This window comes from Enterocloster clostridioformis (assembly GCF_020297485.1).
In the GTDB taxonomy this organism is placed as follows: domain Bacteria; phylum Bacillota; class Clostridia; order Lachnospirales; family Lachnospiraceae; genus Enterocloster; species Enterocloster clostridioformis.
The window spans coordinates 4,601,744-4,626,922 of sequence record NZ_JAIWZC010000001.1; the positions used below are offsets into that span (position 1 = coordinate 4,601,744).

Consider the following 25,179-nt stretch of genomic DNA (forward strand, 5'->3'; position numbering starts at 1 on the left):
AAGAATCATGAAAAAGACCAAGATTATCTGCACCATGGGCCCCAATACCAGTGACAAGAATGTTATGATGGAGCTTGCCAGGAATGGTATGGATGTGGCCCGTTTTAACTTTTCACACGGTGACTACAACGAGCATCAGGGACGCCTGGAGCTGTTAAAGGAAGTGCGCAAGGAGTTAGACATTCCGGTTGCAGCGCTCCTCGATACCAAGGGACCGGAGATTCGTACCGGACAGCTGAAGGACGGCAAAAAGGTGACTTTGAAGGAAGGCCAGACCTATACGCTGACCACCAGGGAGCTGGTAGGGGACGATACCGTCGGCTATATCAATTACAGCGGACTGAATGAGGATGTGGCTGCTGGCAACCGGATTCTCATTGACGATGGACTGATCGAGCTGGAAGTGCGCGAGGTGAAGGATACGGATATTGTCTGTGAGGTCATCAATGGAGGAGAGCTGGGAGAGAAGAAGGGGGTCAATGTTCCCAATGTAAAGATTAAGCTTCCGGCCCTGACGGATAAGGATAAAGAGGATATCCGTTTTGGAATCAGGCAGGGCTTTGACTTTATCGCGGCATCCTTCGTGCGTACGGCTGACTGCATAAAGGAAATCAAGGCCATGCTGGATGAGCAGGGTTCCGGCATGAAGGTCATTGCAAAGATTGAGAACGCGGAGGGCATCGAGAACCTGGACGCCATCATCGAGGCAGCGGACGGCATCATGGTGGCCAGAGGCGACATGGGCGTGGAGATACCGGCTGAGAAGGTTCCCCATATCCAGAAGAAGATTATACGCAAGTGCAACGAGGCATGTAAAATCGTTATCACAGCCACCCAGATGCTGGATTCCATGATCCGCAATCCCAGACCTACCAGAGCTGAGGTGACGGACGTTGCCAACGCGGTGTATGACGGCACGGACGCAGTGATGCTTTCAGGCGAGACAGCCATGGGCAAGTATCCGGTGGACGCACTTAAAATGATGGTGTCCATTGCCCTGGAGACAGAGATGCATCTGGACTATGCGGGATACCGCCAGAGGAAGGTGACAGAGCAGAACATGAAGAATGTTTCAAACGCAGTGTGCTTTGCCTCTGTGTCAACCGCCCATGACCTGGATGCGGATGTGATTATTGCTCCCAGCATCACAGGCTTTACCACCCAGATGCTCTCCAAGTGGAGACCGGGTGCCAGAATCATCGGCATGTCCCCCAGCATGGCCACCGTCCGCCAGATGCAGCTTCAGTGGGGCGTGGTACCGGTTTGGTCACGCAGGGCAGAATCCACGGACGAACTGATCGAGAATTCTGTGGAAGAGCTTAAGGACAGAGGACTTGTGGAGGAGGGCGAACTGGCTGTCATCACAGCCGGAGTCGTAACCTATGCAAGACGTCACGAGGCAGCCACCCAGACCAATATCATGAGAGTCATTAATATCGAATAAAAACACTGGACAAGGAAGTCTGTCCGGGAGTACAATTGAACATATTGTACTTCCTGACAGGCTTTTTGCGCAAAAAAGGGAAAGGAGACACATACATAATGGATAAGAAGCCATTCGTAACACTGGAACAATTAAGGGAGATTGAGAAGACATACCCCACGCCCTTTTATATTTACGATGAGAGGGGAATCAGGGAGAATGCCGCCAGGCTTAAGCAGGCGTTTTCCTGGAACAAGGGATATAAGGAATATTTTGCAGTCAAGGCCACGCCCAATCCATTCCTGTTAAATATACTGAAGGACATGGGATGCGGCACGGACTGTTCATCCATGACAGAGCTTATGATGTCCAGGGCATGCGGCTTTTCCGGCCCCGACATCATGTTTTCCTCCAACGATACGCCGCCTGAGGAATTTGCTTATGCAAAAAAGCTGGGAGCCATCATCAACCTGGACGACATCACCCATATACAGTGCCTGGAGGAGACTTTGGGACATATTCCGGAGACCATCAGCTGCCGTTTTAATCCGGGCGGCCTGTTTAAAATCAGCAATGACATCATGGACAATCCCGGAGATTCCAAATACGGAATGACCACAGAGCAGATTGGACAGGCATTTAAGATTCTGAAGGAAAAGGGCGCAAAGCATTTCGGCATACATGCGTTCCTGGCCAGCAATACGGTGACCAATGAATATTACCCCATGCTGGCAAAGATTCTGTTTGAGCTGGCTGTTAAACTGAAGGAGGAGACAGGCGTCCATATCGCATTCATCAATCTGTCCGGCGGCATCGGGATACCCTACCGTCCGGACCAGGAACCCAATGATATCCTGACAATCGGTGACGGCGTAAGGAGAGTCTATGAGGAGATTCTGGTTCCGGCCGGCATGGAGGATGTGGCTCTGTGCACAGAGCTGGGGCGTTTCATGATGGGGCCCTACGGCGCTCTGGTCACAAAGGCCATCCATGAGAAACACACTTATAAGGAGTATGTGGGCGTGGATGCCTGCGCCGTGAATCTGATGCGGCCGGCCATGTACGGCGCTTATCATCACATCACTGTTATGGGACGGGAGGATGAGCCCTGCACCCGCATGTATGATGTGGTAGGTTCCCTGTGCGAGAACAATGATAAGTTTGCCATTGACCGTATGCTTCCGGAAATCAGAAAGGGAGACCTTCTGTTTATCCACGATGCGGGCGCCCACGGATTTGCCATGGGATATAATTATAATGGCAAGCTGAAATCAGCAGAGCTTCTGTTAAAGGAGGACGGCACGGTGGAGATGATCCGCAGGGCAGAAACTCCTGAGGATTACTTTGCTACCTTTGATTTTTGTGATATACTGAGGGATATTGAATGATGAATGAAGATGCATCAGGTATGCCCGGGAGCCCCGGCGCACTGCAGAAGGCAGTCTGCCGGGGCTTTGCTGCGGTTTGAATGTCCATGACAAGGAGGTATGAGGATGGTAAAGATTGGTTTTATAGGAATGGGCAATATGGGAAACGCCATTTTAAACGGGCTTCTCAAGACACATGGACCGGAGGAGATGATATTTTCAGCGGCCCGCCAGGATAAAATGGAGGCAGTGACAGTCAGGACAAAGGTGCCCCATGCCTGTTCCAACAGGGAGTGTGCAGAAGCGGTAAAGTATCTGATACTGGCAGTAAAGCCCCAGTATTTTGACGCGGTGTTTTCGGAGATAAGGGATGTGGTAACACCGGAGCAGGTGGTGGTATCCCTGGCGCCCGGCATCTCCATTTCCAATATCACGGAACGCCTGGGAGGAAATGTGCGGGTGGTAAGAGCCATGCCCAACACACCTGCCATGCTGGGAGAAGGCATGACCGGCGTGTCCTATGGGGAAGCATCCTATACAGAGGAGGAAAAGGAGACCATCCGGGACATCTTTTCCTCCTGCGGAAGGGTGGAACTGGTGGAAGAACGGCTTATGGATGCAGTTGGCTGCGTCAGCGGCAGTTCACCGGCTTTTGTGTACATGTTCATTGAGGCGCTGGCTGACAGCGGGGTCAAATACGGCCTTCCCAGAAAGACAGCCTATGCCATGGCGGCCCAAACTGTGCTTGGAAGCGCGAAAATGATTCTGGAGACAGGTAAGCATCCGGGGCAGTTGAAGGATGAGGTGTGTTCCCCCGGCGGCACCACCATCGCAGGTGTATCTGCTCTGGAGGAGCATGGCCTGAGAAATGCGGTCATCAAGGCGGCGGACGCCTGCTATGAGAAGACCCGGCGCATGAAATAGGATAATGATATCAAATCATAACAGAGAGGAAGGTACAGACATGGAAGATAAAGAAAAGAATACGCAGATACCGGTTATACGGCTGGACCGCCAGCTTAAATATGAGGGAAACATTCTTAAAATATATGAGGACAAGGTCCTGGCAAACGGCCATGAGGCAAGGTGGGATTTCATCCATCACGACGGCGCCGCGGCTGTCCTGCCCGTTGCTGACGATGGAAAAATCCTTATGGTGCGCCAGTACCGCAATGCTCTGGACCGTTATACCCTGGAGATTCCGGCAGGCAAGCTGGATGAGCCGGGAGAGCCAAAGGTGGAGTGCGCGTTCCGGGAGCTGGAGGAGGAGACCGGATACAGAGTGGAGTCACCGGAGAACCTGGAGTATCTTATGAGCCTTACCACGACTGTTGCGTTCTGCGATGAGGCCATTGACATATTCGTGGCCCACAACCTGATACCATCCCATCAGCATCTGGACGAGGATGAGGTGATCAATGTGGTTCCATGCAGCCTGGAGGAACTGGAGGACATGGTATACACAGGAAAGATTACGGACGGCAAGACCATTGCCGCCATTATGGCCTATGCCAGAAAATACCGTTCTGAGGATAAGAAGGACAGTATGGTGCGGGGCTAAGTCATAAACCATGAATTTCTGTCATACAGTAGTGGGGGAGAAGCTGCAGCGGATATGTTTCTTACCTGTAAACTGGGACAGGAGGATGATGCATGGGAATGAGGTGGTTTAGGCTGCGTCTGGGAACGCTCACCTATGAGGACTGGCTGTTGTTCTGCTTTGTGTCAGGGATTTTTTGCGGTACGGCAGCCGCGCTGGTATTTGGCGGTCCTACGGTGCAGGGGTGTATCCTGGGGGCAGCGGGCTCCTTCGGAGGCGGAAACAGGGGAGTGAGGGAATTTATGACCGTATTCAGGCAGAGAGCGTTGGAAACCTGCGGCGGCTGGCTGGTCGGAATCACGGTGTGCAGCCAGATGCTGTTTGGGTTCCTGACCTTTTATGCGGGGATGAGTCTGGCAGTGGTGCTGTCCGTGCTGACCATCCGCAAGGGACTTTTGGGAATCGCCGCATTTTTATGTACGGTCCTGCCCCATGGTCTGGTCTATCTCCTGGTGTGGTACGTGCTGTCAGGCTGGTCCGGACAGATGCAGAAGAAGCTCCATATCCTGCCGGGACTTCTGCTGTTAATCATCACCGGCGCCGGGGCGTTTCTGGAGGTTTTCGTTTCTCCCTTCCTGTGGGGGATTTTTGGATAACGGAGCACAGGACACAAAGGATAAGTGGGGGAAGTGAATATGGATTGGCTGTTGTTTGCTTTCGGTTCAGCCGTGTTCGCCGGCCTGACTGCCGTCCTATCGAAAATCGGCGTCAGGGATACGGACTCGGATTTGGCTACTGCGGTCCGTACCGCAGTGGTTCTTGTGTTTTCGTGGATTATGGTGTTCCTTACCGGAATGGCCGGTTCCATAGGAACCATAAGCGGCGGAACCTGTCTGTTTCTGGTACTGTCCGGTGTGGCCACAGGGGCTTCCTGGCTGTTCTATTTCAGGGCTCTTCAGCTGGGGGATGTGAACAAGGTGGCTCCCATTGATAAATCCAGCACTATCCTGACCATGTTTCTGGCTGCCCTGATTTTGGGAGAGGGTCTTGGGGGAATGAAAATTCTGTGCATGGTCCTGATTGGGACAGGCACCCTGCTGATGATTCAAAAGCGGGAGGGAAGGGCGGAGCAGCCGGGGAACAGCGGATGGCTTGCGGCTGCCCTTTTATCGGCTGTATTTGCCAGCTTGACCGCCATTCTGGGAAAAATTGGAATACAGGGAGTGGAATCCAACCTGGGAACAGCCATCCGCACCTGCGTGGTGCTGGCAATGGCCTGGCTCCTGGTGTTCCTTCAGGGAAAGCAGAAGCATCTGGGGAGAATTGCGCCAAAGAGCTGGTTTTTCCTCATTATTTCGGGGTTTGCAACAGGAGCTTCCTGGCTGTGTTATTACAGGGCCCTGCAGGACGGGCCTGCCAGTATCGTGGTTCCCATTGATAAGCTCAGTATTCTGGTGACCATACTGTTTTCCAGAATATTCCTGGGGGAAAAGCTGGACCGCAAATCTTTTGCAGGTCTGGTTCTTCTGACCGCAGGAACGCTTCTGCTGTTATTCTAGGGTTCCAAAAGGAGAGATGTACGTGAAGAAGAGAAAAACAGTTCCCTGCCTTATCATCCGGGCCATGGATGGTAAAAACGACGGGCTGGTGACACCGGAGTCCGCCATGTGGGGCGAATTTAAAGGAACCCTTTCCAACCGTAAGCACAGGGGGATATCCCACGGTGATATGATTGATTTAACGCGTGAGGATTACAGGGAATCTTATGTTTTTTTGAGTTATGTGAGAAAAAATTTTTACCATTGCTTAACAACATATTGACATACAAAAATACCCCCTTCCAACATGTTGTATGTTTTATGTTAATCACCTGAAAATGGGGTCCAAAGTGGGAAAAATGTGTTTGATTTTATAGAAAAATGCAGATATAATGATAGTCAGCATACGATTTTGGGCCACTTTTTGTGAGAAACGGGTTAGGGGAAAATAGCGATATGACGTCCGATATAAAAAGCTTTGTGAGCTACCTGAGGGATGTGAAAAAGACCTCCAGGAACACGGAAATTTCCTACCAGAGAGATTTGATGCAGCTGGCGTCTTTTCTGGAGGATAAAGGAATAACAGAAGTTGAAAAGGTGACTAAGACCAGTCTGAATTCATATATCCTTTTTTTGGAAAAAGAGGGGAAGGCCACGACCACCATATCCAGGGAACTGGCATCCATGAAGGCTTTTTTCAATTTCATGTTCAAAGAAGGACGAATCCGCAAGGACCCGGCGGAACTCCTGAAAGCGCCCAAAATTGAGAAAAAGGCCCCTGTCATACTGAGTGTCAATGAGGTCAACGCTCTGCTGGGCCAACCCGGCATGACAACATCCAAGGAGATACGGGACAAGGCCATGCTGGAGCTTTTGTACGCCACGGGCATACGGGTGTCAGAGCTAATCGGGCTGGAGCTTTCGGATCTTAATATGCAGGTTGGCTACATCACTTGCAGGGATGGACAGAAGGAGCGCATGGTTCCTTTTGGAAAACCGGCCAAGCAGGCTTTGAGCGTGTATCTGGAAAAGGGGCGTCACGAGCTGCTTAAGGGTAAGGAATCCCAGTGGCTGTTCACTAATTGCAGCGGCAAGGCCATGAGCCGCCAGGGCTTCTGGAAGATTATCAAGTATTATGGGGAAAAGGCCGGTATCCAGGCAGATATAACCCCTCATACCCTGCGTCATTCCTTTGCTGCCCATCTGATTCGGGGCGGCGCCGACATCCATGCGGTCCAGGCCATGCTGGGCCATTCAGATTCCACCACCACCCATATGTACGCTGCTTATTCCGGCAATACGGTGGGAGAAACCTACCGGGCGGCTTTGCCCAGGAAGTAGGGTGGATGCGGTAATCATGTTTTAATGAGTCCTAATGAGTCCTGTCTTTTTGGCAGGGCTTTTTTGTTATGGCCCAGGGCAGCAGGTTTGAGACGACTATTAAAATAGTCATTGAAGGGAGTTTATATGAAACCGGAACTATTTGACTCTGAACTTAAAATCATGAAAACACTGTGGAAGCATGGTGACTGCACGGCCGGTCAGATGGCTAAGCTGTTAAAGGACGAGATTGGCTGGAACCGCAATACGGCCTACACGGTCATCAAGAAATGTATTGAAAAGGGAGCTGTGATCCGTCTGGAGCCCAACCTTCTGTGCAGGGCAGCCGTGACCAGGCAGGAGATTAAAGCTCCTTTGCCTGGCTCACATAAGAGAGAATCTGCTTTGCATAAGCGTCAGCCATGCCGTCCGGGGACAACATTTCCGGTTCATATTCCGCATAGGTGAGAGATGCCTTATATTCCCGCATGAGGACAGGGGACCATAGGCAGCCGAACTGTGGAAGAAAGAGGCCCTGCTTTTTGGTGTAGCAGGTTCTGGCAGTGGCCTTTGCGCGCGCATCCCTGTCCACATATTCGCCTACGCTTTTATGGATGGCCGTGTCTTCCACGGGCAGGTAATAATAGTCTTTATAGTTGGAATAAAAGTACTTGAGCTCGCCCTGGAAGAGGGCAATATTGCACGCAAGAGTGTCCCGGCTCAGCTCCAGGCTTACCGGCGCGCTGTCGTATTCCAGGGGCACCGGGATGGCGCAGGGGCTTTTTAAGGTCAGGCTGAGGAAGGGGCAGGCGTTTCCGGCCATGTCATCATAGGTGAAAAGCTGCTGGGATTCCAGTGAAAACGGGGCTTCCATCATATCCGCATAGCTCAGGATGGGCAGGATGGAGGGCATGCCCTTTAAGTCGTCCTCATTGTGGAGAATCAGCAGGTCGTACAGGAAGGATTCATGGGTCATCAGGTATTCACGGTAGACCTCTATAAGCTGCCCTCCGTTGTATTTGTCATCCCGGGCTACGCCCAGGAACTGTTCTATGGATTTCTGTTTCATGTTCTCGAGGCCCAGCAGCTTGCGGTAGGGCTTTATTTTTTTGTAGATATCCACGCTTTTTATGCGGTCAAAATCATAGGGCAGGTCCAGACGGCGGCAGCATTTTAACAGATAGGGGATATCAAAGCCGTCTCCGTTAAAATGTACCAGTATCTTAAAGCGCTCCATGAAGGTGAAGAAGGCTGTCAGAAGCTCCCTCTCGGATTCGCGCGAGTCAGCAAACCACTGTATGAGCCTCCAGCCAAAGCCGTCGTGGTATGTGCAGCCGATCAGGTACAGCTGGGATGTGTCGCCGGAAAAACCAGTGGTTTCTATATCGAAAAACAGCAGGTCCTTAAGGGGTCCGATGCGGTCCAGAGGATATGTATCAGGTAAATCAACGGGATGTTTAATGGTTATCATGTGTAATCACTCCTTTTTTAGCGGGAACCGGATATGAGCTGCGGTAAATTGCGGATATTCCCTATGGGTTAGTGTATACTAAAAAATCCGGAAACGCAAGTGTCTGATGGCCGGAGTCTGGTCCGAAACAGAATATTTGTTCGGCAGACTTGCATTGGATTCATGGGTATGATATGATGAAGGGCAGGACATTAGAGAGAGAAAGAACAGGAAGGATATATGATTTCTTACGTAAAAGGGCCTCTCGTGGCCATTGAGGAAGACGTTATCGTGGTGGAGGCAGGTCATGTGGGCCTGGCCATCCATGTACCTGTCTCCCTGCTTCCGGAGCTTCCGGGAATGGGGAAAGAGGTGACGGTTTATACATATTTTCAGGTAAGGGAGGATGCCATGACCCTCTATGGCTTCCTTCACAGCCAGGACAGGGACATGTTCAGGCAGCTGCTGGGGGTGAACGGCATCGGACCAAAGGGCGCATTGGGAATTCTCTCCGTGCTCCGACCGGACGATCTGCGCCTGGCCATTGTCAGCGAGGATGTGAAGGCCCTGGCCAAAGCGCCGGGCATTGGCAATAAGACGGCCCAGCGCCTGATTTTGGATTTGAAGGACAGGATATCCATGGACGACGTGCTGGGGAACATGGCTGGCGGGGCCGGCATGGATGATGTGGATACAGGCGCATCCGTAGCCGGGCTGGTGGAAGCGGCCGAGGAGGCGGTCCAGGCGCTGGTAGCCCTTGGCTACACCAGCACGGAGGCATCCAGGGCAGTGAAGCAGGTGGAGGTCACGGACGGGATGACTTCGGAGGATGTGTTAAAGGCGTCCTTAAAGCATCTGTCCTTCCTGTAAGGATTCTGGCAAAGGTGAAATTGGGATATGCAGAGGTGTAAATGGAACGCAGGATTATAACAACGGAAGTAACGGCGGAGGACGAGCGCATAGAGACCACGCTCCGACCCCAATGTCTCAGGGATTATGTAGGGCAGGAGAAGATTAAGTCCACCCTTAACATCTATATAGAAGCAGCCAAGACCAGAGGGGAGCCTCTGGACCATGTGCTGTTTTACGGCCCGCCGGGACTGGGCAAGACTACGCTGGCAGGTATCATTGCCAATGAGATGGGAACCAATATGAAGGTGACCAGCGGCCCGGCCATTGAAAAGCCGGGAGAGATGGCGGCCATACTGAACAATCTCCAGGAAGGAGATGTGCTTTTCGTGGACGAGATACACCGTCTGAACCGTCAGGTTGAGGAGGTGCTGTACCCGGCCATGGAGGATTTTGCCATCGACATCATGCTGGGAAAGGATTCCACCGCCAGGTCCATACGTCTGGACCTGCCCCATTTTACCCTGGTGGGAGCCACCACCAGGGCAGGACTTCTCACCGCGCCATTAAGGGACCGGTTCGGAGTGATTCAGAGGCTGGAATTCTATACGCCGGAGGAGCTGAAAATCATTATCCTCCACTCTGCCAGGGTCCTGGGCGTGGAAATCGAAGCGGGGGGAGCCATGGAGCTGGCCAGACGTTCCAGGGGAACCCCAAGGCTGGCCAACCGTCTGTTAAAGAGGGTCAGAGATTTTGCCCAGGTCAAATATGACGGCGTTATTACCCGGGAGGTAACGGATTTTGCCCTGGACATCATGGATGTGGACAAACTGGGACTGGACCAGAACGACAGGAATATCCTGCTGATGATTATAGAAAAATTTTCCGGCGGTCCCGTGGGATTAGACACCCTGGCAGCGGCTCTGGGAGAAGATTCAGGAACCCTGGAGGAGGTATACGAACCATACCTCCTTATGAACGGTCTGATAAACCGCACCCCAAGGGGCCGCATGGCTACCGAAACAGCCTATCGCCACCTGGGCTTAGAAATGTAGAAACCGCCTTGTTAAGAAGGCTGGGGGTGTGGTATAATGTCCACGTAGGCAATGAGCAGTGCGAAAAAAGGCATGGGCAGATTGCCGTTGTGCTGGCACATAAGGAAATCTGCCCATGTCTTTTTTCATAGGGTGAAGCCCGTGAGTGAGATGGAGCGCAGCGGAATCGAACGCGCACCGCGGAACAGGCGCGCGCAGTATAATCGGCCGCGCGCACCCGAAACCGCCACACAAATCATCAGGACGCAAACCAGCAAAGCAGAAAGCAGGGGATTAGATATGGATACAAAAAATTACACCCAAGTTTTAATAGACGGAAAAGTATACACACTGGGCGGCAGCGAGGATGAGAGCTATCTCCAGAAAGCTGCCAGCTACGTAAACGAGAAAAACAGCGCCATGAGGAAGGTACCGGGATTCACCAAACAGAGTGCGGATTACCAGATGGTCATGACGGAGTTAAATATAGCAGACGATTATTTCAAAGCCATGGAATGGGGCGAGGGAATGGAGCGTCAGAAGAACGATATGGAGAAGGAGACCTACAGCTTAAAGCACGAGCTGGTCAGTACACAGATGAAGCTGGAGGCGGTGCTTAAGGATTTGGAGGAGCGCCAGAGGGAGCTGGATCGCCTGAACCGCCGCATTGCCCAGCTGGAAGGCGAATTAAAGGAAGCCAGAGAAAACCTTCAGAATCTCAGAACTAACTCATCCGCTGAGACCGAAAGTAAAGCCAGAGTGCAGGCAGAGGCAGTGGAGGAGATAGAGGAAACCGTGGAAATTGAGGCCGGCATTACACGGAGTGCCTCCCGTCCGGAACCTGTTTCCGGTTCCGCTGTCAGGGAAGCTTCTCAGCCTGAGACCGCTTCACAGACACCGGATGCGGACGCATCTGCGCAGCAGCCCGCTGCATCGGCAGACCAGTCTGATGAGAAGCGGCCGGCACCGTCTCTGCGGGTGTTAAACCCCGCGTCAGAAGCAGGCAGGGGAATGGCAGCAGCTTCCACTCAGGCAGCGGCAACCGCAGCACCGTCCGCAGCGCCTGTTACGGCCCCTCTCACAGGGGGGATGACGGATGAGGAGCTTGCCAGAAAGGCGCTGCAGGCAGCCAGAAAGGCCGGTTCCCACAAAGGTGGAAGAAGATAAGAGGATTACGAGGGGGATGTCTCATGGGGATACGTGAGGCATCTTTTATTTCAGGGTAACAGTTCAGGAAAGGTTGGACAAAATGGAGAAGAGACAGGTAGAGGTACTGGCACCGGCAGGGTCATTTGAAAGTATGAAGGCAGCAGTGGCAGCGGGAGCTGACGCAGTCTATATGGGGGGCAGCCGGTTCGGAGCCAGAGCCTATGCGGATAACCCGGATGAAAAGGGGCTTTTGGAGGCCATGGGCTATGTTCATCTGCACGGACGGCGTTTGTACATGACAGTCAATACCCTGTTCAAGGAAGATGAGCTGAACGACCTGGAAAACTACATGCGCCCCTACTGCGAGAGGGGATTGGACGGTGTCATAGTCCAGGATTTGGGAGCGCTGGCTTTCATGCGCCGGCATTTTCCGGGGCTGGAGCTTCATTCCAGCACCCAGATGACGGTGACCAGCGTATACGGGGCCAGGATGATGAAGGAACTGGGATGCAGCCGGGTAGTTACTGCCAGGGAAATGTCACTGGAGGAAATACGGCGAATCCATGATGAGGTAGACATAGAGATAGAGAGCTTTGTACACGGAGCCCTCTGTTACTGCTATTCAGGACAATGTCTTATGAGCAGCCTTATTGGCGGCAGAAGCGGAAACAGGGGACGCTGCGCCCAGCCCTGCCGTCTTCCCTACTCGGTATATGAGCCGGAGGATATAAGCCGGATGAATGGAAAACATTCCGTGCCTGAACAGGCCGGCCAGGCTGGAGCCAGGTCCCGAATCAGTGAACAGACCGGAAAAAGGAACCAGGGCAAAAAGCCGGGCGCCTCCGGCCGGCCGGATCCATCCCCTCTCAATAAAAGCAGCGAGAGATACGTGCTGAGCCTGAAAGATTTGTGCACCCTTGACATCCTGCCCGATATCATAGAGGCAGGCGTGTACTCCCTGAAGATAGAGGGAAGAATGAAGAGCCCCAGATATACGGCGGGCGTGGTGAGCATTTACCGCAAATACGTGGACCGGTATCTGAAGCAGGGACGGGACGGTTACCGTGTGGAGCCGGAGGACAGGAAGATGCTCCTGGACCTTTTTGACAGAGGCGGGTTCACAGACGGCTACTACGCCCGGCACAATGGCCGCGGCATGGTAGCGCTGAGGGAAAAGCCGGAGTTCAGGGAGGGAAACCAGAAACTTTTTGAATATCTGGATAAGACCTATGTGGAGGCCGAACTGAAGGAGAATGTACGGGGGCATGTGGAGCTGGCAGAGGGAGAGCCCAGCCGCCTGACCCTGGAGTGCCGCAAAGAAAAGGTCCAGGTTCTGGGCCAGGCGCCCCAGGCAGCCGAAAAACAGCCCATGACCCGGGAGAAGGTATTAAAACAGCTGAATAAGACGGGAGGGAGCCCCTTTTGTTTCCAAACACTCACAGCCCAAATCGAAGGAGATTTATTCCTTCCGGTTCAGGCGCTCAATGAGCTGCGCCGCGCCGGCTTTGAAGAGCTGGAGAAAAAGCTTACCGGCGCCGCATTGGCCATTGGACATTCTTCTGCGGACCCGACATCCCGGCCCGTTCTTATCCAAAACATAGCTTCGCAGTCCCGGCCCGTTCTTACCCAAACCGCAGCCCCCCAGTCTCAGCCCGTCCTCACGGCCTTCCTGGAAGAAACAGCCCAGCTTTCTCCTGTCCTGGCCCGCGGTGAGATATCGGTGGTTTATCTGGACGCGGACGGTTTCGGCCCGGACCAGTGGAGGGATATCGCTGACCGCTGCCACGACAGGGGAAAACAGTGCTGGCTGGCCCTTCCGCAGATATTCCGGTCCCATGCGCAGAGATACCTGGGGGACAGCCGTCATCTGCTGTGTCAGGCCGGCTTTGACGGCGTGTTAATCAGGGCACTGGAGGAGACCGTATGGCTGAAAGACCTTATGGAACAGGAAATGCCCGGGCTCCCCCTGCCCTTTGGCATGGACGCTTCGGTATATGGCTGGAACAGCCGGTCCGCCAGAGTGCTGGCATCTGTGGGCGCCTCCATGCTCACCATGTCCTGGGAGCTGAACAGCCGTGAGCTGGAGCCTGTTCTTGAGTCATGCCGCGGCCTGGGGCTGACCAGCGAGCTCATTATCTATGGAAACGCGCCTATGATGGTATCTGCCCAGTGCATCACCAATACGGTGAAGGGGTGTACCCATAAACGGGGGACACTTATGATGAAGGACAGGACAGGCGCCGTACTTCCTGTAAAGAACCATTGTTCCTTCTGCTACAATACCATTTACAATCCCGCGCCCCTGTCCCTGCTGGGCAGCGAAAAGCTGGTGCGCCGTCTCATGGCGGAGCGCCTGCGCCTTCAGTTTACGGTGGAGGGAACAGAGCAGACAGAAAAGGTACTCGACGCATTCATCGGTTCCTTTGTATATAACAGGGATGTGGATGTCCCCTTCAGAGACTTTACCAGGGGACATTTTAAGCGCGGAGTGGAGTGAGGCTTATGACCAATCTGATTGTAGAAATATCCAAATATCTGATGATACTGCTGATGGCGGTCTACACCTATGCGAATTTCCGCTTTTTTTCCTTCCCGGATATGGAGCGCAAGCGCAAGGTATGTGCCAGGCAGAACCGGGCCATGTTCGCCATTCATTTTCTGGCGTACCTGGTTATGTTTCTGAAGACAGAGGACGAGGGGATGCAGGCCATGCTTCTGGCGTTTTACGGGGCCCAGGTGGTCTTTTTCCTGTGCTATATTTATCTGTACCGCCTGCTGTACCGGAATGTGTCCAGACTGCTGGTTAACAACGCCTGCATGCTGTTATGCGTGGGCTTTATCATGCTTACCCGGCTGTCCATGGCAAAGGGCCTGGACAAGGCCCTGCGCCAGTTTGCCATCGTGGTCATATCCGCGGCCCTGGCCTGGCTGGTGCCCTATATTATGGAGCGGGTATGGCAGCTTTACAAGCTTCAGTGGGTGTATGCGGGGGCAGGGCTCCTCATTCTTCTGGTGGTATGGGCTGCCGGCAATGAAAGCTTCGGGGCCCAATTGTCCCTTACCATAGCAGGTGTGTCCATCCAGCCGTCGGAATTTGTGAAGCTGACCTTTGTATTCTTCGCAGCGTCCATGTTCTATCAGTCCACGGATTTTAAGACCATTTTCCTGACAACGGCTGTGGCCGGTGCTCATGTTCTGGTGCTGGTGCTTTCCAAGGATTTGGGAAGCGCTCTGATTTTCTTTGTCACTTACCTGCTGATGCTCTTTGTGGCCACGGGAAGCTGGCTGTATCTGATAACGGGAAGCGCTCTGGGAACGGGAGCCGCCCTGGCAGCCTATCAGCTGTTCGACCATGTGCGCCGCAGGGTGTCGGCCTGGAGCAACCCGTGGGCCGATATAGAAAACAAAGGATACCAGATTACCCAGTCCCTTTTTGCCATTGGCACAGGGGGATGGTTTGGTATGGGACTCTGCCAGGGAATGCCGGGAAAGATACCGGTGGTGGAGAAGGATTTTATATTTTCGGCGGTGTCGGAGGAGATGGGGGCCATTTTTGCCATCTGCGTACTTCTTATCTGCCTGGGCTGTTTCATTCAGTTCATGATGATTGCAGCCAGAATGCAGGCCGTGTTCTACAAGCTGATAGCATTTGGTCTGGGAGTGGAGTATATCGTGCAGGTATTTCTGACTGTTGGCGGTGTGACCAAATTCATACCGTCCACAGGAGTGACGCTGCCCTTTGTCAGCTACGGAGGAAGCTCCATCCTGGGAACATTCCTGCTGTTTGGCATTATCCAGGGTCTTTATATCCTGAAACGCAACGATGAGGAAGAAACCGGAGAGGAGGTGATGCCATGAGTAAGAAGGCAGATACCGGCTCAAAGTCCAATCAAACATCCAACCGCAGCATTCTGGGCATCACCTATGTGGTGGCGGCCCTGTTCCTGGGACTGGCAGCCTATCTGGGGTATTTTCTTCAGGTGAAAAGCGAGGATGTAATAAACAACTCCTATAACGCAAGGCTGGACAGCTTTTCGGACCGTATCGTGAGGGGCAGGATTCTGGCATCAGACGGTACGGTGCTGGCCCAGACTCAGATGGACGGCGAGGGAAATGAGACAAGGGTGTATCCCTTCGGAGATATCTTTGACCATGCGGTGGGCTATTCCACCAAAGGCAAGACGGGAATCGAGGCCCTTGCCAATTTCTATCTGCTGACTTCCCATGTGAACCTGATGGAGCAGGTGGGAAATGAACTGACCGGCAATAAGAATCCGGGAGACGATGTATACACCACCCTGGATACAGAGCTTCAGCAGGCTGCCTACGCCGCGCTGGGAGCCAGAAAGGGAGTGGTCATTGCCATGGAGCCGGATACCGGCAAGATACTCGCCATTGTATCAAAGCCCGGCTACGATCCCAACAGCCTGCTGGGGGACTGGGAAGCCCTGACCGCCCAGGAAAATAAAGAGGGACAGCTTTTAAACAGGGCCACTCAGGGACTTTATCCCCCTGGTTCCACCTTTAAAATAGTGACTGCGCTGGAATATATGCGGGAACATCCTGCGGATTATAAGAATTACCAGTTTGACTGTGACGGTGTGTATGAGAACGGAGAATACCGGATTAAGTGCTATCACGGTACGGCCCATGGCCATCAGGATTTCACCCTGGCTTTTGCCAATTCCTGCAACGGCGCGTTTGCCAGCCTGGGTCTTGAGATGGACCTGGGAAAATGGAACAGCACCGCGGGAGAGCTCCTCTTTAACGGACCTCTCCCGCTGAGCGGAATTCCCTATAAGCAGAGCGCCTACAACATGAAACCCGGAGCCGGAACCTGGGAAATTCTGCAGACCTCCATCGGACAGGGAACAACCCAGATTACGCCCCTTCACAATGCCATGATTACGGCTGCCATAGCCAACGGAGGCACCCTGATGAAACCCTATTTTCTGGACTCTGTTGTCAGCGCGGGAGATGAAACCATCAAAAAGTTCATGCCCGCCGCCTACGGAAGCCTTATGAGCGCGGAGGAGGCAGCGGGACTTACGGAGCTTATGAGAGCGGTTGTCACAGAGGGAACGGGTTCGGCTGTGCGCACAGATGCTTATACGGTGGCGGCAAAGACAGGGTCTGCCGAGTTTGAGACAGGAAAGGAAACCCATGCCTGGTTCACCGGATTTGCGCCGGCTGAGTCACCGCGGCTGGTGGTGACGGTTCTGGTGGAGGAAGGCGGCAGCGGAGGAAAGGCGGCGGCCCCCATAGCCAGACAGCTTTTTGATATCTATATGGGCCGTTGAGCCGGATTTTCGGCAAACAGCTCTTTTAATTCCCGGATGAACTGCTTTTCACGGGAATTCATGGTGTAGGAGGCGTGATGCAGGCAGTAGGCGTCCATTCCAAAGGGAGAATCCACAATGGAAATCTCCACGCAGTCTTCGCTGTATGTATCGGTAAAGCGTTTCATCATCACGGTGACATACCGGCTCTGGCGGATGGCGTCGATGAGGCCGCCACGGTCGAACACATATAATATATTATTGTCATTTTTAAAATTCAGAATTTTCAGCCATTCATCAAACTTAAAATTTTCGTACATGATGAACTTATAATCGGTTATGCTGTCAAAAGGAATCTCCTTCTTACGTGAAAGGGGGTTCTTTTTTGATGCCAGAAGGATCAGGGGGCGGTTGCGGGCAATGGGAATCAGCTTCAGATTATGCTTTTTCGCAAGAGCATAATAGGTGTCGCTGACCGTATCAAAGCAGTAAAACAGGGACATTAAACAACCGGCAAGTGCCTTATCTTCACCAAGATTTTGTAATATGGGAACATTCATGAGAATGCAGAAAGTGGACTCAGCAGAGGGGCTGGATTTCGCCATCGCAGGGGCTCCATTTGACACAGCCAGTTCCTTCCGGTCCGGCTCACGCTTTGGTCCCAACGCAATCAGGAATATCTCAGCCATGATGAAGCCCAACAATGTAATCATGCAGGTAAACATCATGGACGGGTTAAAGGGCGGGGATATAGGTGATTTTAATGTGACTCCGGGTTACATACGCCCAACCTACCAGGCAATTGAAGAAGGGGTTGCCGGCATCCTGAAGGAAAACGCATGTCCCATCGTACTGGGAGGCGACCATTCCATCACGCTGGCGGAGCTTCGCGCGGCTGCCAAAAAGTACGGCCCCGTTGCCCTGGTACACTTTGACTCCCACTCCGATTTATGCGATGAGGTATTTGGCCAGAAATATAACCATGGCACGCCATTCCGCAGGGCGTTGGAGGAAAACCTTATCGATGCGTCCCATTCCATCCAGGTGGGGATGCGCGGATCCCTGTATGACCCGGATGAGCATAAGATGGCGGCAGAGCTGGGAATGAAGCTGATTCCGGCCCACAAGGTAAGAGAAATGGGGCTGGAGACACTGGTTAAGACGATTCTGGAACGGGTAGGTGATAAGCCATGCTTCCTGACCTTTGACATTGACTTTGTAGACCCTGCATATGCTCCCGGAACAGGCACTCCTGAGGTGGGAGGCTTTACTTCCCTGGAAGCTCTGGAGCTGGTACGGAATATCAAGGATTTGAACTTTGTGGGATTTGACCTTGTGGAGGTACTTCCGGCATATGACCACGGTGAAATAACCGCTTATCTGGCAGCCAACATTGTATTTGAATACCTGTCCATCCTGGCAGTGAAGAAAAAAGCAAAATAGCGGCAGCTGCAATGGAGGATAAGGCATGGAAAATGACAATAATGTGAACGGGAACCTGAATGACAACTCGGTATTAGACGCCCTGGTGCTTACCGGAAATCAGTGGAAAGGCGGGATAGTAAAGGCAGTCATCTTCACCTTGATTGCAGTCATCATCTTTTTTGTCCCGGTCACGGTAAGGGGAAGCACGGATGTCACCTTCGGCATCATATATAAAAATATTAAAGCTGGCCTGGGACTTGCGGGACTCTGGATGGGCGGACTTATCATCATGGGAAACGGCCTGGCCAGCGTATACGGAAAATACTTTTGTAAAAACAGGGATTCAGCTGTTTACAGGTACTATCAGGAGGATTCGGTGCTGCATCCGCTGTTTTACCTGATGGGCAGTATATTTGCCCTGATTCTGGTACTGCACTACACCTTTCCCGCCTTTGAAGGGCCGGCGGCCATCGTCAGTCCCGGCATAGGAGAAACCGTATACTCCATTGCCATGGACGTAGCCTGGATTATTCCGGTCAGTGCGGTCTTCATGCCGTTTCTGCTGAATTACGGAATCGTGGATTTTATCGGAAGCCTGATGGAGCCGCTGATGCGGCCTGTGTTTAAGATTCCCGGCAGGAGTGCTGTCAACGCCATTGCGTCCTTTGTCAGCTCTGCCTCGGTGGGGGTGCTGATTACCAGCAAGCTGTACCAGCGTGGGATTTACACGAAAAAGGAAGCAGCCCTCATCGCCACGGGATTCAGCGCGGTCAGCGTGGGATTTGCCTATAAGGTGATAGAGACAGCCGACCTTTCGGAATATTTCCTGCCCATTTATTTTATCGCGCTGCTGGTGACGCTCATTGTCAGCTTCTTTATGGCCAGGATTCCGCCTTTGTCCCGCAAGGCGTCTGTGTTTGCAGACGGACGGCAGCAGACAAAGGAGGAGATTCAGGCGGAACGTGTACCTGCCAGGGCAGTGCTTAAGACAGGCGCGTCCAGGGCAGTCAAGAAAGCGGCCACTGCGCCCGGCCTTTTTAAGGAAATCCGGTCCAGTATTCTGGACAGCTGTTATGTGCTGCCAAAGGTGATATCACTTCTGACGGCCGTGGGAATCATAGCAATGCTCATCGCCGCTTATACCCCGGTATTTAACTGGATTGGCAAATTATTTGCCCCCCTGCTTGTTCTGCTGCAGGTTCCCAACGCGGCTGAGATTGCGCCGGCCCTTCCGGTTGGAATCGCGGAGATGTTCCTGCCCGTGCTGATGATTGCCGATAAGGTCGGCACCCTGGCCGTGGGGGCCAGGTACATGGTGGTCACCGTATCCATGGTGCAGATTATCTTCTTTTCTGAAACCATCGTGGTCATGATGTCAACTAAGATACCCGTATCCTTGAAGGAACTGATTATCTGCTTCTTTGAACGGACCATTGTGGCCATACCAATCAGCGCATTGTTCATGCATCTATTATTTTAAAGAATAACGGTATATGTAGAAAACAGGGAGATTTCATGTTATAATCTCCCTGTTTGCTTTATTTTAGGGCGTGTATTCACGCATTTGAGAAGAGAGGAGAATCTACGTGTTCCGAGCAGAGGATTATGTAAAAGTGGACAGTCTGTCCGAGGCGTATGAACTATGCCAGAAGCGCAGCAGCCTGGTTGTGGGAGGCATGGTGTGGCTTAAGATGACCAGTGTGACCAAACGTACCATCGTGGACCTGTCCGGCCTGGGACTTGATAAAATCGAGGAAACCAAGGAAGAATTCAGGATTGGCGCCATGTGCACCCTGCGCCAGTTGGAGACAGACCAGGGGCTTAACCAGTATTTCGGAGGCATTTTTAAGGAATGCACACGCCATATCGTGGGTGTTCAGATGCGCAACCTGGCTACGGTGGGAGGCAGCATTTACAGCCGCTTTGGTTTTTCCGACATCCTGACCTGCCTGATGGCCCTGGATACATATGTGGAGCTTTATCACGGAGGAATGGTTCCTCTGGAAGAATTTGCCAAACGGCCTGTGCGCCGGGATGACAGGGATATTTTGGTGCGCATTATCATAAAAAAAGACGGAAGAAAGGCAGCCTACACCACCCAGAGAAATTCGGAAACGGATTTTCCGGTCATAGCCTGCTGTGTATCCCGATGGGGCAATGACTGGTATGTGGCGGTGGGAGCCAGGCCGGGGAGGGCGCAGGTCGTGAAAATCAGGGACGACGGATACGACAGCCTTGCACAGCTTGCCGGGGAGGCAGCTGATTCCTTTACCTATGGCAGCAATACGAGGGCAAGCGGACAGTACCGCCGCCAGCTGGCTGCTGTGTATACAAGGCGCCTTATGGAGAGACTTACAGGAAGGAGCGTAAGCAAAGGATGAATATAGAGTTTCGGTTAAATGGAAAAAATGTGCAGGCAGAGGCGGAGCCGGATGACCTTCTCCTGGATTTGGTGAGAAGTCTGGGATGCTGCAGCGTGAAACGCGGCTGTGAGACAGCTAACTGCGGCCTGTGCACCGTATGGCTGGACGGAAAGCCTGTGCTGTCATGCTCCACCCTGGCTGTGAGGGCAAACGGCCGCCATGTCACTACTCTGGAAGGACTTCAGAAGGAAGCAGAGGAATTCGGCATGTTTCTGGCAGCGGAGGGCGGAGAGCAGTGCGGATTCTGCAGCCCCGGCTTCATCATGAATGTGCTGGCCATGGAGCGGGAGCTTAAAAATCCGGATGAGGAGACCATCAAGGAATATCTGGCCGGCAATCTGTGCCGCTGCAGCGGATATATGTCCCAGCTGCGGGCGGTTAAGAAATATCTGGAATCGAAACAGGAGGTGTGAGCAGATGGGATATACAGACGATAAGACATCTGAGGGTATAAGGGGCGGTAGTGACAGCACACATGCCGGACGGAATTTCCGGGTGGTAGGCGCCCCCTTTATCAAGAAGGATGCCAGGGCCCTGGTGACAGGCAAGCCGGTGTTCACGGACGATCTGGCTTTAAAGGACTGCCTGGTGGTAAAGGTGCTCAGAAGCCCTTACGCCCATGCCATGGTCCGGGAGATAGACTGCGGCGTTGCAGCCAAGATACCGGGGATTGAGTGCATCCTCACATGGAAGGACGTGCCGCAGAGCCGTTTCACCATGGCGGGGCAGACCTATCCGGAGCCCAGCCCCTATGACCGGCTCATACTGGACCGCAGGCTGCGTTTCGCGGGAGACGCGGTGGCAATCGTGGCAGGAAAGGACGAGGCAACGGTGGACCATGCCATGCGCCTCATACGTGTAAAATATGAAGTGCTGGAGCCGGTGCTGGACATGCACGATGCCAAGGACGGCAATGTTCTGGTGCATCCGGAGGAGGACTGGAAGAGTCTCTGCGATGTGGGCGCTGACAACAGACGCAATCTCTGCGCCTCTGGCATTGAGGGCCATGGGGACCTGGAGCAGGCATTTGCGGGCTGCACTCATGTGATAGAGCGGGTGTACCACACCAAGGCCAACCAGCAGGCCATGATGGAGACATTCCGGGCCTTCACCCATATGGATGTGTACGGAAGGCTGAATGTGGTGGCCTCCACCCAGATTCCATTCCATACCAGAAGAATCCTGGCCCATGCCCTGGATATACCTAAATCCAGGATTCGCGTCATCAAGCCCAGAATCGGAGGCGGTTTCGGGGCAAAGCAGACGGTTGTGGCGGAGGTATACCCTGCCATCGTGACCTGGAAGACAGGTAAACCCGCCAAAATCATTTACAGCCGTTATGAGTCCCAGATTGCGTCCTCACCCCGCCACGAGATGGAGGTACGGGTGAAGCTGGGGTGCGATGACAGCGGTATCCTGAAAGCCATGGATGTATATACATTGTCAAATACAGGGGCCTATGGGGAACATGGACCCACCACTGTGGGCCTGTCCGGCCATAAGTCCATTCCGCTGTACCACACGCCTGAGGCATTCCGGTTCAGCTATGACGTGGTCTACACCAACCGGATGTCGGCCGGGGCATACCGCGGATACGGGGCAACCCAGGGAATCTTTGCCGTGGAATCAGCGGTAAGCGAGCTGGCGGCAGAGCTGGGCATGGACCCGGTGAAATTCAGGGAACTTAACATGGTCAAAGAAGGAGACGTCATGCCGGCCTATTACGGTGAGACTGCGGACAGCTGCGCTCTGGACCGCTGTGTGGCCAGGGTCAAAGACATGATAGGATGGGACGGGAAATACCCCAGACGCCAGGTAAGCGGCTCAAAGGTGCGCGGCGTGGGACTGGCCATGGCCATGCAGGGCTCCTCCATATCCGGGGTGGATGTGGCAGGCGCTACTATTAAGATAAACGACGACGGTTTTTACAACCTGATTATCGGTGCGGCCGACATGGGAACGGGCTGCGACACCACGCTGGCCCAGGTGGCTGCCGAATGTCTGGGCTGCGAGCTGGATGATATCGTGGTATTTGGGGCTGATACGGATATATCCCCCTATGACTCCGGTTCCTATGCTTCCAGCACTGCCTATCTGACCGGAACAGCCGTGGTAAAGACATGTGAAGCCCTGAAGGAAAAAATTCTCCACAAGGCAGCCAAATACCTGGAAACAGGAGTGGAGGAGCTGGAGTTTGACGGAAAGCGGGTATATAAGCCGGCCTGCGGGGAGGACGGTACCAAAAAGGAAATCTCCATAAAGGACCTGGCAAACAGGGTGCAGTGTGCCAATGAGGACGCCCTTCAGGTGACACAGTCCCATTCCTCGCCCATATCTCCGCCGCCTTTTATGGCAGGAGCCGCCGAGGTGGAGGTGGATCTGGAGACGGGACAGGTGGAGTTAATCAAATTCGCTGCCGCGGTGGACTGCGGAACGCCTCTCAATGAAAATCTGGCAAGGGTCCAGACTGAGGGCGGACTGGTCCAGGGAATTGGCATGGCCCTGTATGAGGACGTAAGCTATTCAAAGGACGGAAAGGTCCATGAGAACTCCTTTATGCAGTATAAGGTGCCCAGCCGTCTGGATGTGGGCAGAGTACAGGTGGAGTTTGAGAGCAGCTTCGAGCCCACCGGCCCATTCGGCGCTAAATCCATCGGTGAAGTGGTCATCAACACGCCGTCCCCGGCCATTGCCAATGCGGTTTACAATGCGGTAGGAGTGAGAATACGGGAACTTCCCATAACCGCGGAGAAAGTATTTAAGGGGATGAACGGGCTGGATTAAAGTCTGGCAGGATACCGGTATCAGCATGGCTGTCCGGCGTTTATCCAATCCCGCTTCCCAATACCTGCCAGCCCTGAAATAGCAGATAAGCCTTGCATATCCCTTCCAAAAGTTGTATACTAAGACCAGTTATGATTGCGTAACCGGGCCAATAGATGCTGTGCCGCATACATGCGGGACGCACGCTGGGACTGTCAGGGATCCGTCCGGTACAGACGCAGATCAGGTTCACACCAACACCAGGAGGAATTGCAATGATTGAAGCAACGAGCTGCGGCGGTGTGGTTATATTTCGTGGTAAAATCCTCGTCCTTTATAAGAATTATAAGAACAAGTATGAGGGATGGGTTTTGCCTAAGGGAACAGTAGAAGCTGGCGAAGAGTATAAAGAGACGGCCCTCCGTGAAGTGAAGGAGGAGACCGGTGTCAGTGCATCCATTATCAAGTATATCGGCAAGAGCCAATACTCCTTTAACACTCCCCAGGATGTGGTGGAAAAGGACGTACACTGGTATCTGATGATGGCCGACAGCTATTACAGCAAACCACAGCGGGAAGAGTACTTTCTGGATTCCGGGTATTATAAGTTCTACGAGGCATACCATCTGCTGAAGTTTTCCAATGAGAAGCAGATACTGGAAAAGGCTTATAATGAGTATCTGGATTTGAAGAAGAGTAATCTTTGGGGAAGCAAGAAGTATTTTTAGGTAGATAGTAACGTATTTAAGGGCGCTCCGGCTTGGCTGGGGCGCCTTTTGACACCAATTGGGTGTAAGCAGGGGGACGGGCATGCTATAATAAAATATATAGAAAAAAATGCGGCAAAAAATTTGGGGGCAATTTCAAAATGGGTAATGGCATAGCGGGGTTTAGTGTTCCGGATTGGCGGGATATCAGGGAAATTAGGATTAATCAGTATTCTAATCAATATGTTTCCGAGGCATTGAAAGGAGAATTTACAGGATGGTTCATGGATAATATTCCGGCAGTTTTTATATCTTCTCCAACCGGATCAGGAAAAACTTTTTTATTGGACAGTGCATAATACCGTTTGTCAACATATGTCATGGAAATATTGGAACGTATAAAAAAGGTTCAGCTGCAGTATGGTTTTATTTGCTGATAAAAATGGCAGAATTCATGCTCCGGTCATTTCGTTCAGCGATAAAGGTATTCATGCATATCGCAGGACTGTGAATTCTAAGATGAGATGCTAAGGAGTCTCGGCCACGGTTGCTGCGGCACTGTTAGGGCATTCGGCGGATGTAAATAACCAATATTATACATTTGACACCGGCGGATTAGATGAAAAGGTGAGGATTGTAGAGAGTGTGAACAAAAAAGTGCCCATAGCAAATTAGTACAATTTTGCAGAATGGTTAAAAAGTAATCAGAGGTAATCAAAAGTTGGAAAGGAGAAGCCAGCACATATGCCAAGGCAGTCTGTGATGATATATAATGCTGTTTACTTGTGTTTGAGGCTTGAGTGAATTAACGACAGAAGATAAACCTGTATGCGTTTTGTGATATGCATACGGGTTTATTTCGTTAGTAAGAGTTTATTTTGGGTAAATGATTGTACGGTACGTATTAATCCG

23 protein-coding genes and 1 pseudogene are annotated in these 25,179 nt (G+C 52.5%); 22 read left to right on the forward strand and 2 right to left on the reverse strand.

Annotation, left to right across the window (positions count from 1 at the left end):
* Nucleotides 1-7 precede the first annotated feature (7 nt).
* The 9 genes from pyk (at nucleotide 8) to LA360_RS23070 (ending at nucleotide 7,656) form a co-directional block, all read left to right on the forward strand.
* On the forward strand, nucleotides 8-1,444 hold the full coding sequence (gene pyk, locus LA360_RS23030; protein ID WP_002596110.1) for a pyruvate kinase: 1,437 nt from the start codon (nucleotides 8-10) through the stop codon (nucleotides 1,442-1,444).
* A gap of 98 nt (nucleotides 1,445-1,542) precedes the next feature.
* Nucleotides 1,543-2,811, forward strand: coding sequence for a diaminopimelate decarboxylase (locus LA360_RS23035; RefSeq protein WP_002586114.1), 1,269 nt, complete (start codon nucleotides 1,543-1,545; stop codon nucleotides 2,809-2,811).
* Between the two features lie 105 nt (nucleotides 2,812-2,916).
* The gene (proC, locus tag LA360_RS23040; RefSeq protein ID WP_022202645.1) at nucleotides 2,917-3,714 is read left to right on the forward strand and encodes a pyrroline-5-carboxylate reductase; all 798 of its coding nucleotides are present in this window, start codon (nucleotides 2,917-2,919) and stop codon (nucleotides 3,712-3,714) included.
* A 40-nt stretch (nucleotides 3,715-3,754) separates the two neighbouring features.
* Nucleotides 3,755-4,351 (forward strand): NUDIX hydrolase, encoded by a 597-nt coding sequence (locus LA360_RS23045; RefSeq protein WP_022202644.1) that lies wholly within the window; start codon nucleotides 3,755-3,757, stop codon nucleotides 4,349-4,351.
* Nucleotides 4,352-4,443: 92 nt separating this feature from the next.
* Nucleotides 4,444-4,986 (forward strand): hypothetical protein, encoded by a 543-nt coding sequence (locus LA360_RS23050; RefSeq protein ID WP_057571699.1) that lies wholly within the window; start codon nucleotides 4,444-4,446, stop codon nucleotides 4,984-4,986.
* 39 nt (nucleotides 4,987-5,025) lie between these two features.
* Nucleotides 5,026-5,889 carry an EamA family transporter gene (locus tag LA360_RS23055; RefSeq protein WP_022202642.1) on the forward strand — a complete coding sequence of 288 codons (864 nt, stop codon included), beginning with the start codon at nucleotides 5,026-5,028 and terminating at the stop codon, nucleotides 5,887-5,889.
* Nucleotides 5,890-5,905: 16 nt separating this feature from the next.
* Nucleotides 5,906-6,151: a lysozyme family protein gene (locus LA360_RS23060; protein ID WP_207737759.1), complete on the forward strand. Its 246-nt coding sequence runs from the start codon at nucleotides 5,906-5,908 to the stop codon at nucleotides 6,149-6,151.
* A gap of 173 nt (nucleotides 6,152-6,324) precedes the next feature.
* Nucleotides 6,325-7,209 (forward strand): site-specific tyrosine recombinase, encoded by an 885-nt coding sequence (locus LA360_RS23065; protein ID WP_022202640.1) that lies wholly within the window; start codon nucleotides 6,325-6,327, stop codon nucleotides 7,207-7,209.
* A 126-nt stretch (nucleotides 7,210-7,335) separates the two neighbouring features.
* Nucleotides 7,336-7,656 carry a BlaI/MecI/CopY family transcriptional regulator gene (locus LA360_RS23070; protein ID WP_022202639.1) on the forward strand — a complete coding sequence of 107 codons (321 nt, stop codon included), beginning with the start codon at nucleotides 7,336-7,338 and terminating at the stop codon, nucleotides 7,654-7,656.
* Here the strand turns inward: LA360_RS23070 and LA360_RS23075 are convergent.
* On the reverse strand, nucleotides 7,553-8,659 hold the full coding sequence (locus LA360_RS23075; RefSeq protein ID WP_022202638.1) for a ribonuclease H-like domain-containing protein: 1,107 nt from the start codon (nucleotides 8,657-8,659) through the stop codon (nucleotides 7,553-7,555). The two genes, LA360_RS23070 and LA360_RS23075, sit on opposite strands and share 104 nt — an antisense overlap.
* Before the next feature lie 219 nt (nucleotides 8,660-8,878).
* Between LA360_RS23075 and ruvA the strand changes: the two genes are divergently transcribed.
* From ruvA to LA360_RS23105, 6 genes are all read left to right on the forward strand, one after another.
* Nucleotides 8,879-9,508, forward strand: a complete 630-nt coding sequence (ruvA, locus tag LA360_RS23080) for a Holliday junction branch migration protein RuvA (protein WP_022202637.1) — start codon at nucleotides 8,879-8,881, stop codon at nucleotides 9,506-9,508.
* 41 nt (nucleotides 9,509-9,549) lie between these two features.
* Nucleotides 9,550-10,542 carry a Holliday junction branch migration DNA helicase RuvB gene (gene ruvB / locus LA360_RS23085; protein WP_022202636.1) on the forward strand — a complete coding sequence of 331 codons (993 nt, stop codon included), beginning with the start codon at nucleotides 9,550-9,552 and terminating at the stop codon, nucleotides 10,540-10,542.
* A 279-nt stretch (nucleotides 10,543-10,821) separates the two neighbouring features.
* Nucleotides 10,822-11,688, forward strand: a complete 867-nt coding sequence (locus tag LA360_RS23090; RefSeq protein ID WP_022202635.1) for a cell division protein ZapA — start codon at nucleotides 10,822-10,824, stop codon at nucleotides 11,686-11,688.
* 82 nt (nucleotides 11,689-11,770) lie between these two features.
* A complete protein-coding gene (locus LA360_RS23095) occupies nucleotides 11,771-14,167 on the forward strand; it encodes a U32 family peptidase (protein WP_022202634.1) in 2,397 nt (798 codons plus the stop codon).
* A gap of 5 nt (nucleotides 14,168-14,172) precedes the next feature.
* Complete coding sequence (locus LA360_RS23100; RefSeq protein WP_022202633.1) at nucleotides 14,173-15,528, forward strand: FtsW/RodA/SpoVE family cell cycle protein; 1,356 nt, start codon at nucleotides 14,173-14,175, stop codon at nucleotides 15,526-15,528.
* The gene (locus LA360_RS23105; RefSeq protein WP_022202632.1) at nucleotides 15,525-16,970 is read left to right on the forward strand and encodes a peptidoglycan D,D-transpeptidase FtsI family protein; all 1,446 of its coding nucleotides are present in this window, start codon (nucleotides 15,525-15,527) and stop codon (nucleotides 16,968-16,970) included. Before LA360_RS23100 ends, LA360_RS23105 begins: the two co-directional genes overlap by 4 nt.
* Here the strand turns inward: LA360_RS23105 and LA360_RS23110 are convergent.
* Nucleotides 16,955-17,452, reverse strand: a pseudogene (locus LA360_RS23110) (LysR substrate-binding domain-containing protein); the annotation flags it as partial. The gene LA360_RS23105 and the pseudogene LA360_RS23110 overlap by 16 nt on opposite strands.
* On the opposite strand from LA360_RS23110, the gene speB reads away from it, so the two are divergent.
* The 7 genes from speB (at nucleotide 17,451) to LA360_RS23145 (ending at nucleotide 24,626) form a co-directional block, all read left to right on the forward strand.
* Nucleotides 17,451-18,392 carry an agmatinase gene (gene speB / locus LA360_RS23115; protein WP_112482872.1) on the forward strand — a complete coding sequence of 314 codons (942 nt, stop codon included), beginning with the start codon at nucleotides 17,451-17,453 and terminating at the stop codon, nucleotides 18,390-18,392. The pseudogene LA360_RS23110 and the gene speB overlap by 2 nt on opposite strands.
* Before the next feature lie 25 nt (nucleotides 18,393-18,417).
* A complete protein-coding gene (locus LA360_RS23120) occupies nucleotides 18,418-19,854 on the forward strand; it encodes a YjiH family protein (protein ID WP_057571706.1) in 1,437 nt (478 codons plus the stop codon).
* Nucleotides 19,855-19,960: 106 nt separating this feature from the next.
* Entirely contained in the window at nucleotides 19,961-20,755 is a 795-nt protein-coding gene (locus LA360_RS23125; protein WP_022202628.1) for an FAD binding domain-containing protein, read from the forward strand.
* A complete protein-coding gene (locus tag LA360_RS23130) occupies nucleotides 20,752-21,210 on the forward strand; it encodes a (2Fe-2S)-binding protein (protein ID WP_022202627.1) in 459 nt (152 codons plus the stop codon). Before LA360_RS23125 ends, LA360_RS23130 begins: the two co-directional genes overlap by 4 nt.
* A gap of 4 nt (nucleotides 21,211-21,214) precedes the next feature.
* Nucleotides 21,215-23,581, forward strand: coding sequence for a xanthine dehydrogenase family protein molybdopterin-binding subunit (locus LA360_RS23135; RefSeq protein WP_065550322.1), 2,367 nt, complete (start codon nucleotides 21,215-21,217; stop codon nucleotides 23,579-23,581).
* Nucleotides 23,582-23,835: 254 nt separating this feature from the next.
* Complete coding sequence (locus tag LA360_RS23140) at nucleotides 23,836-24,288, forward strand: NUDIX hydrolase (RefSeq protein ID WP_002567924.1); 453 nt, start codon at nucleotides 23,836-23,838, stop codon at nucleotides 24,286-24,288.
* A 140-nt stretch (nucleotides 24,289-24,428) separates the two neighbouring features.
* Nucleotides 24,429-24,626, forward strand: a complete 198-nt coding sequence (locus LA360_RS23145; RefSeq protein ID WP_089774910.1) for a hypothetical protein — start codon at nucleotides 24,429-24,431, stop codon at nucleotides 24,624-24,626.
* The last annotated feature ends 553 nt before the right edge of the window (nucleotides 24,627-25,179 follow it).

Excerpts from the sequence above, each read along its gene's own strand:
- LA360_RS23065 (WP_022202640.1), top strand. The coding sequence starts at position 6,325 with ATGACGTCCGATATAAAAAGCTTTGTGAGCTACCTGAGGGATGTGAAA.
- LA360_RS23090 (WP_022202635.1), top strand. The coding sequence starts at position 10,822 with ATGGATACAAAAAATTACACCCAAGTTTTAATAGACGGAAAAGTATAC.
- LA360_RS23050 (WP_057571699.1), top strand. The coding sequence starts at position 4,444 with ATGGGAATGAGGTGGTTTAGGCTGCGTCTGGGAACGCTCACCTATGAG.
- ruvA (WP_022202637.1), top strand. The coding sequence starts at position 8,879 with ATGATTTCTTACGTAAAAGGGCCTCTCGTGGCCATTGAGGAAGACGTT.
- LA360_RS23060 (WP_207737759.1), top strand. The coding sequence starts at position 5,906 with ATGTACGTGAAGAAGAGAAAAACAGTTCCCTGCCTTATCATCCGGGCC.
- LA360_RS23140 (WP_002567924.1), top strand. The coding sequence starts at position 23,836 with ATGATTGAAGCAACGAGCTGCGGCGGTGTGGTTATATTTCGTGGTAAA.
- ruvB (WP_022202636.1), top strand. The coding sequence starts at position 9,550 with ATGGAACGCAGGATTATAACAACGGAAGTAACGGCGGAGGACGAGCGC.
- LA360_RS23130 (WP_022202627.1), top strand. The coding sequence starts at position 20,752 with ATGAATATAGAGTTTCGGTTAAATGGAAAAAATGTGCAGGCAGAGGCG.
- LA360_RS23070 (WP_022202639.1), top strand. The coding sequence starts at position 7,336 with ATGAAACCGGAACTATTTGACTCTGAACTTAAAATCATGAAAACACTG.
- LA360_RS23105 (WP_022202632.1), top strand. The coding sequence starts at position 15,525 with ATGAGTAAGAAGGCAGATACCGGCTCAAAGTCCAATCAAACATCCAAC.
- LA360_RS23135 (WP_065550322.1), top strand. The coding sequence starts at position 21,215 with ATGGGATATACAGACGATAAGACATCTGAGGGTATAAGGGGCGGTAGT.
- LA360_RS23120 (WP_057571706.1), top strand. The coding sequence starts at position 18,418 with ATGGAAAATGACAATAATGTGAACGGGAACCTGAATGACAACTCGGTA.
- LA360_RS23045 (WP_022202644.1), top strand. The coding sequence starts at position 3,755 with ATGGAAGATAAAGAAAAGAATACGCAGATACCGGTTATACGGCTGGAC.
- LA360_RS23145 (WP_089774910.1), top strand. The coding sequence starts at position 24,429 with ATGGGTAATGGCATAGCGGGGTTTAGTGTTCCGGATTGGCGGGATATC.
- LA360_RS23095 (WP_022202634.1), top strand. The coding sequence starts at position 11,771 with ATGGAGAAGAGACAGGTAGAGGTACTGGCACCGGCAGGGTCATTTGAA.
- LA360_RS23075 (WP_022202638.1), bottom strand. The coding sequence starts at position 8,659 with ATGATAACCATTAAACATCCCGTTGATTTACCTGATACATATCCTCTG.
- LA360_RS23055 (WP_022202642.1), top strand. The coding sequence starts at position 5,026 with ATGGATTGGCTGTTGTTTGCTTTCGGTTCAGCCGTGTTCGCCGGCCTG.
- proC (WP_022202645.1), top strand. The coding sequence starts at position 2,917 with ATGGTAAAGATTGGTTTTATAGGAATGGGCAATATGGGAAACGCCATT.
- LA360_RS23100 (WP_022202633.1), top strand. The coding sequence starts at position 14,173 with ATGACCAATCTGATTGTAGAAATATCCAAATATCTGATGATACTGCTG.
- pyk (WP_002596110.1), top strand. The coding sequence starts at position 8 with ATGAAAAAGACCAAGATTATCTGCACCATGGGCCCCAATACCAGTGAC.
- LA360_RS23035 (WP_002586114.1), top strand. The coding sequence starts at position 1,543 with ATGGATAAGAAGCCATTCGTAACACTGGAACAATTAAGGGAGATTGAG.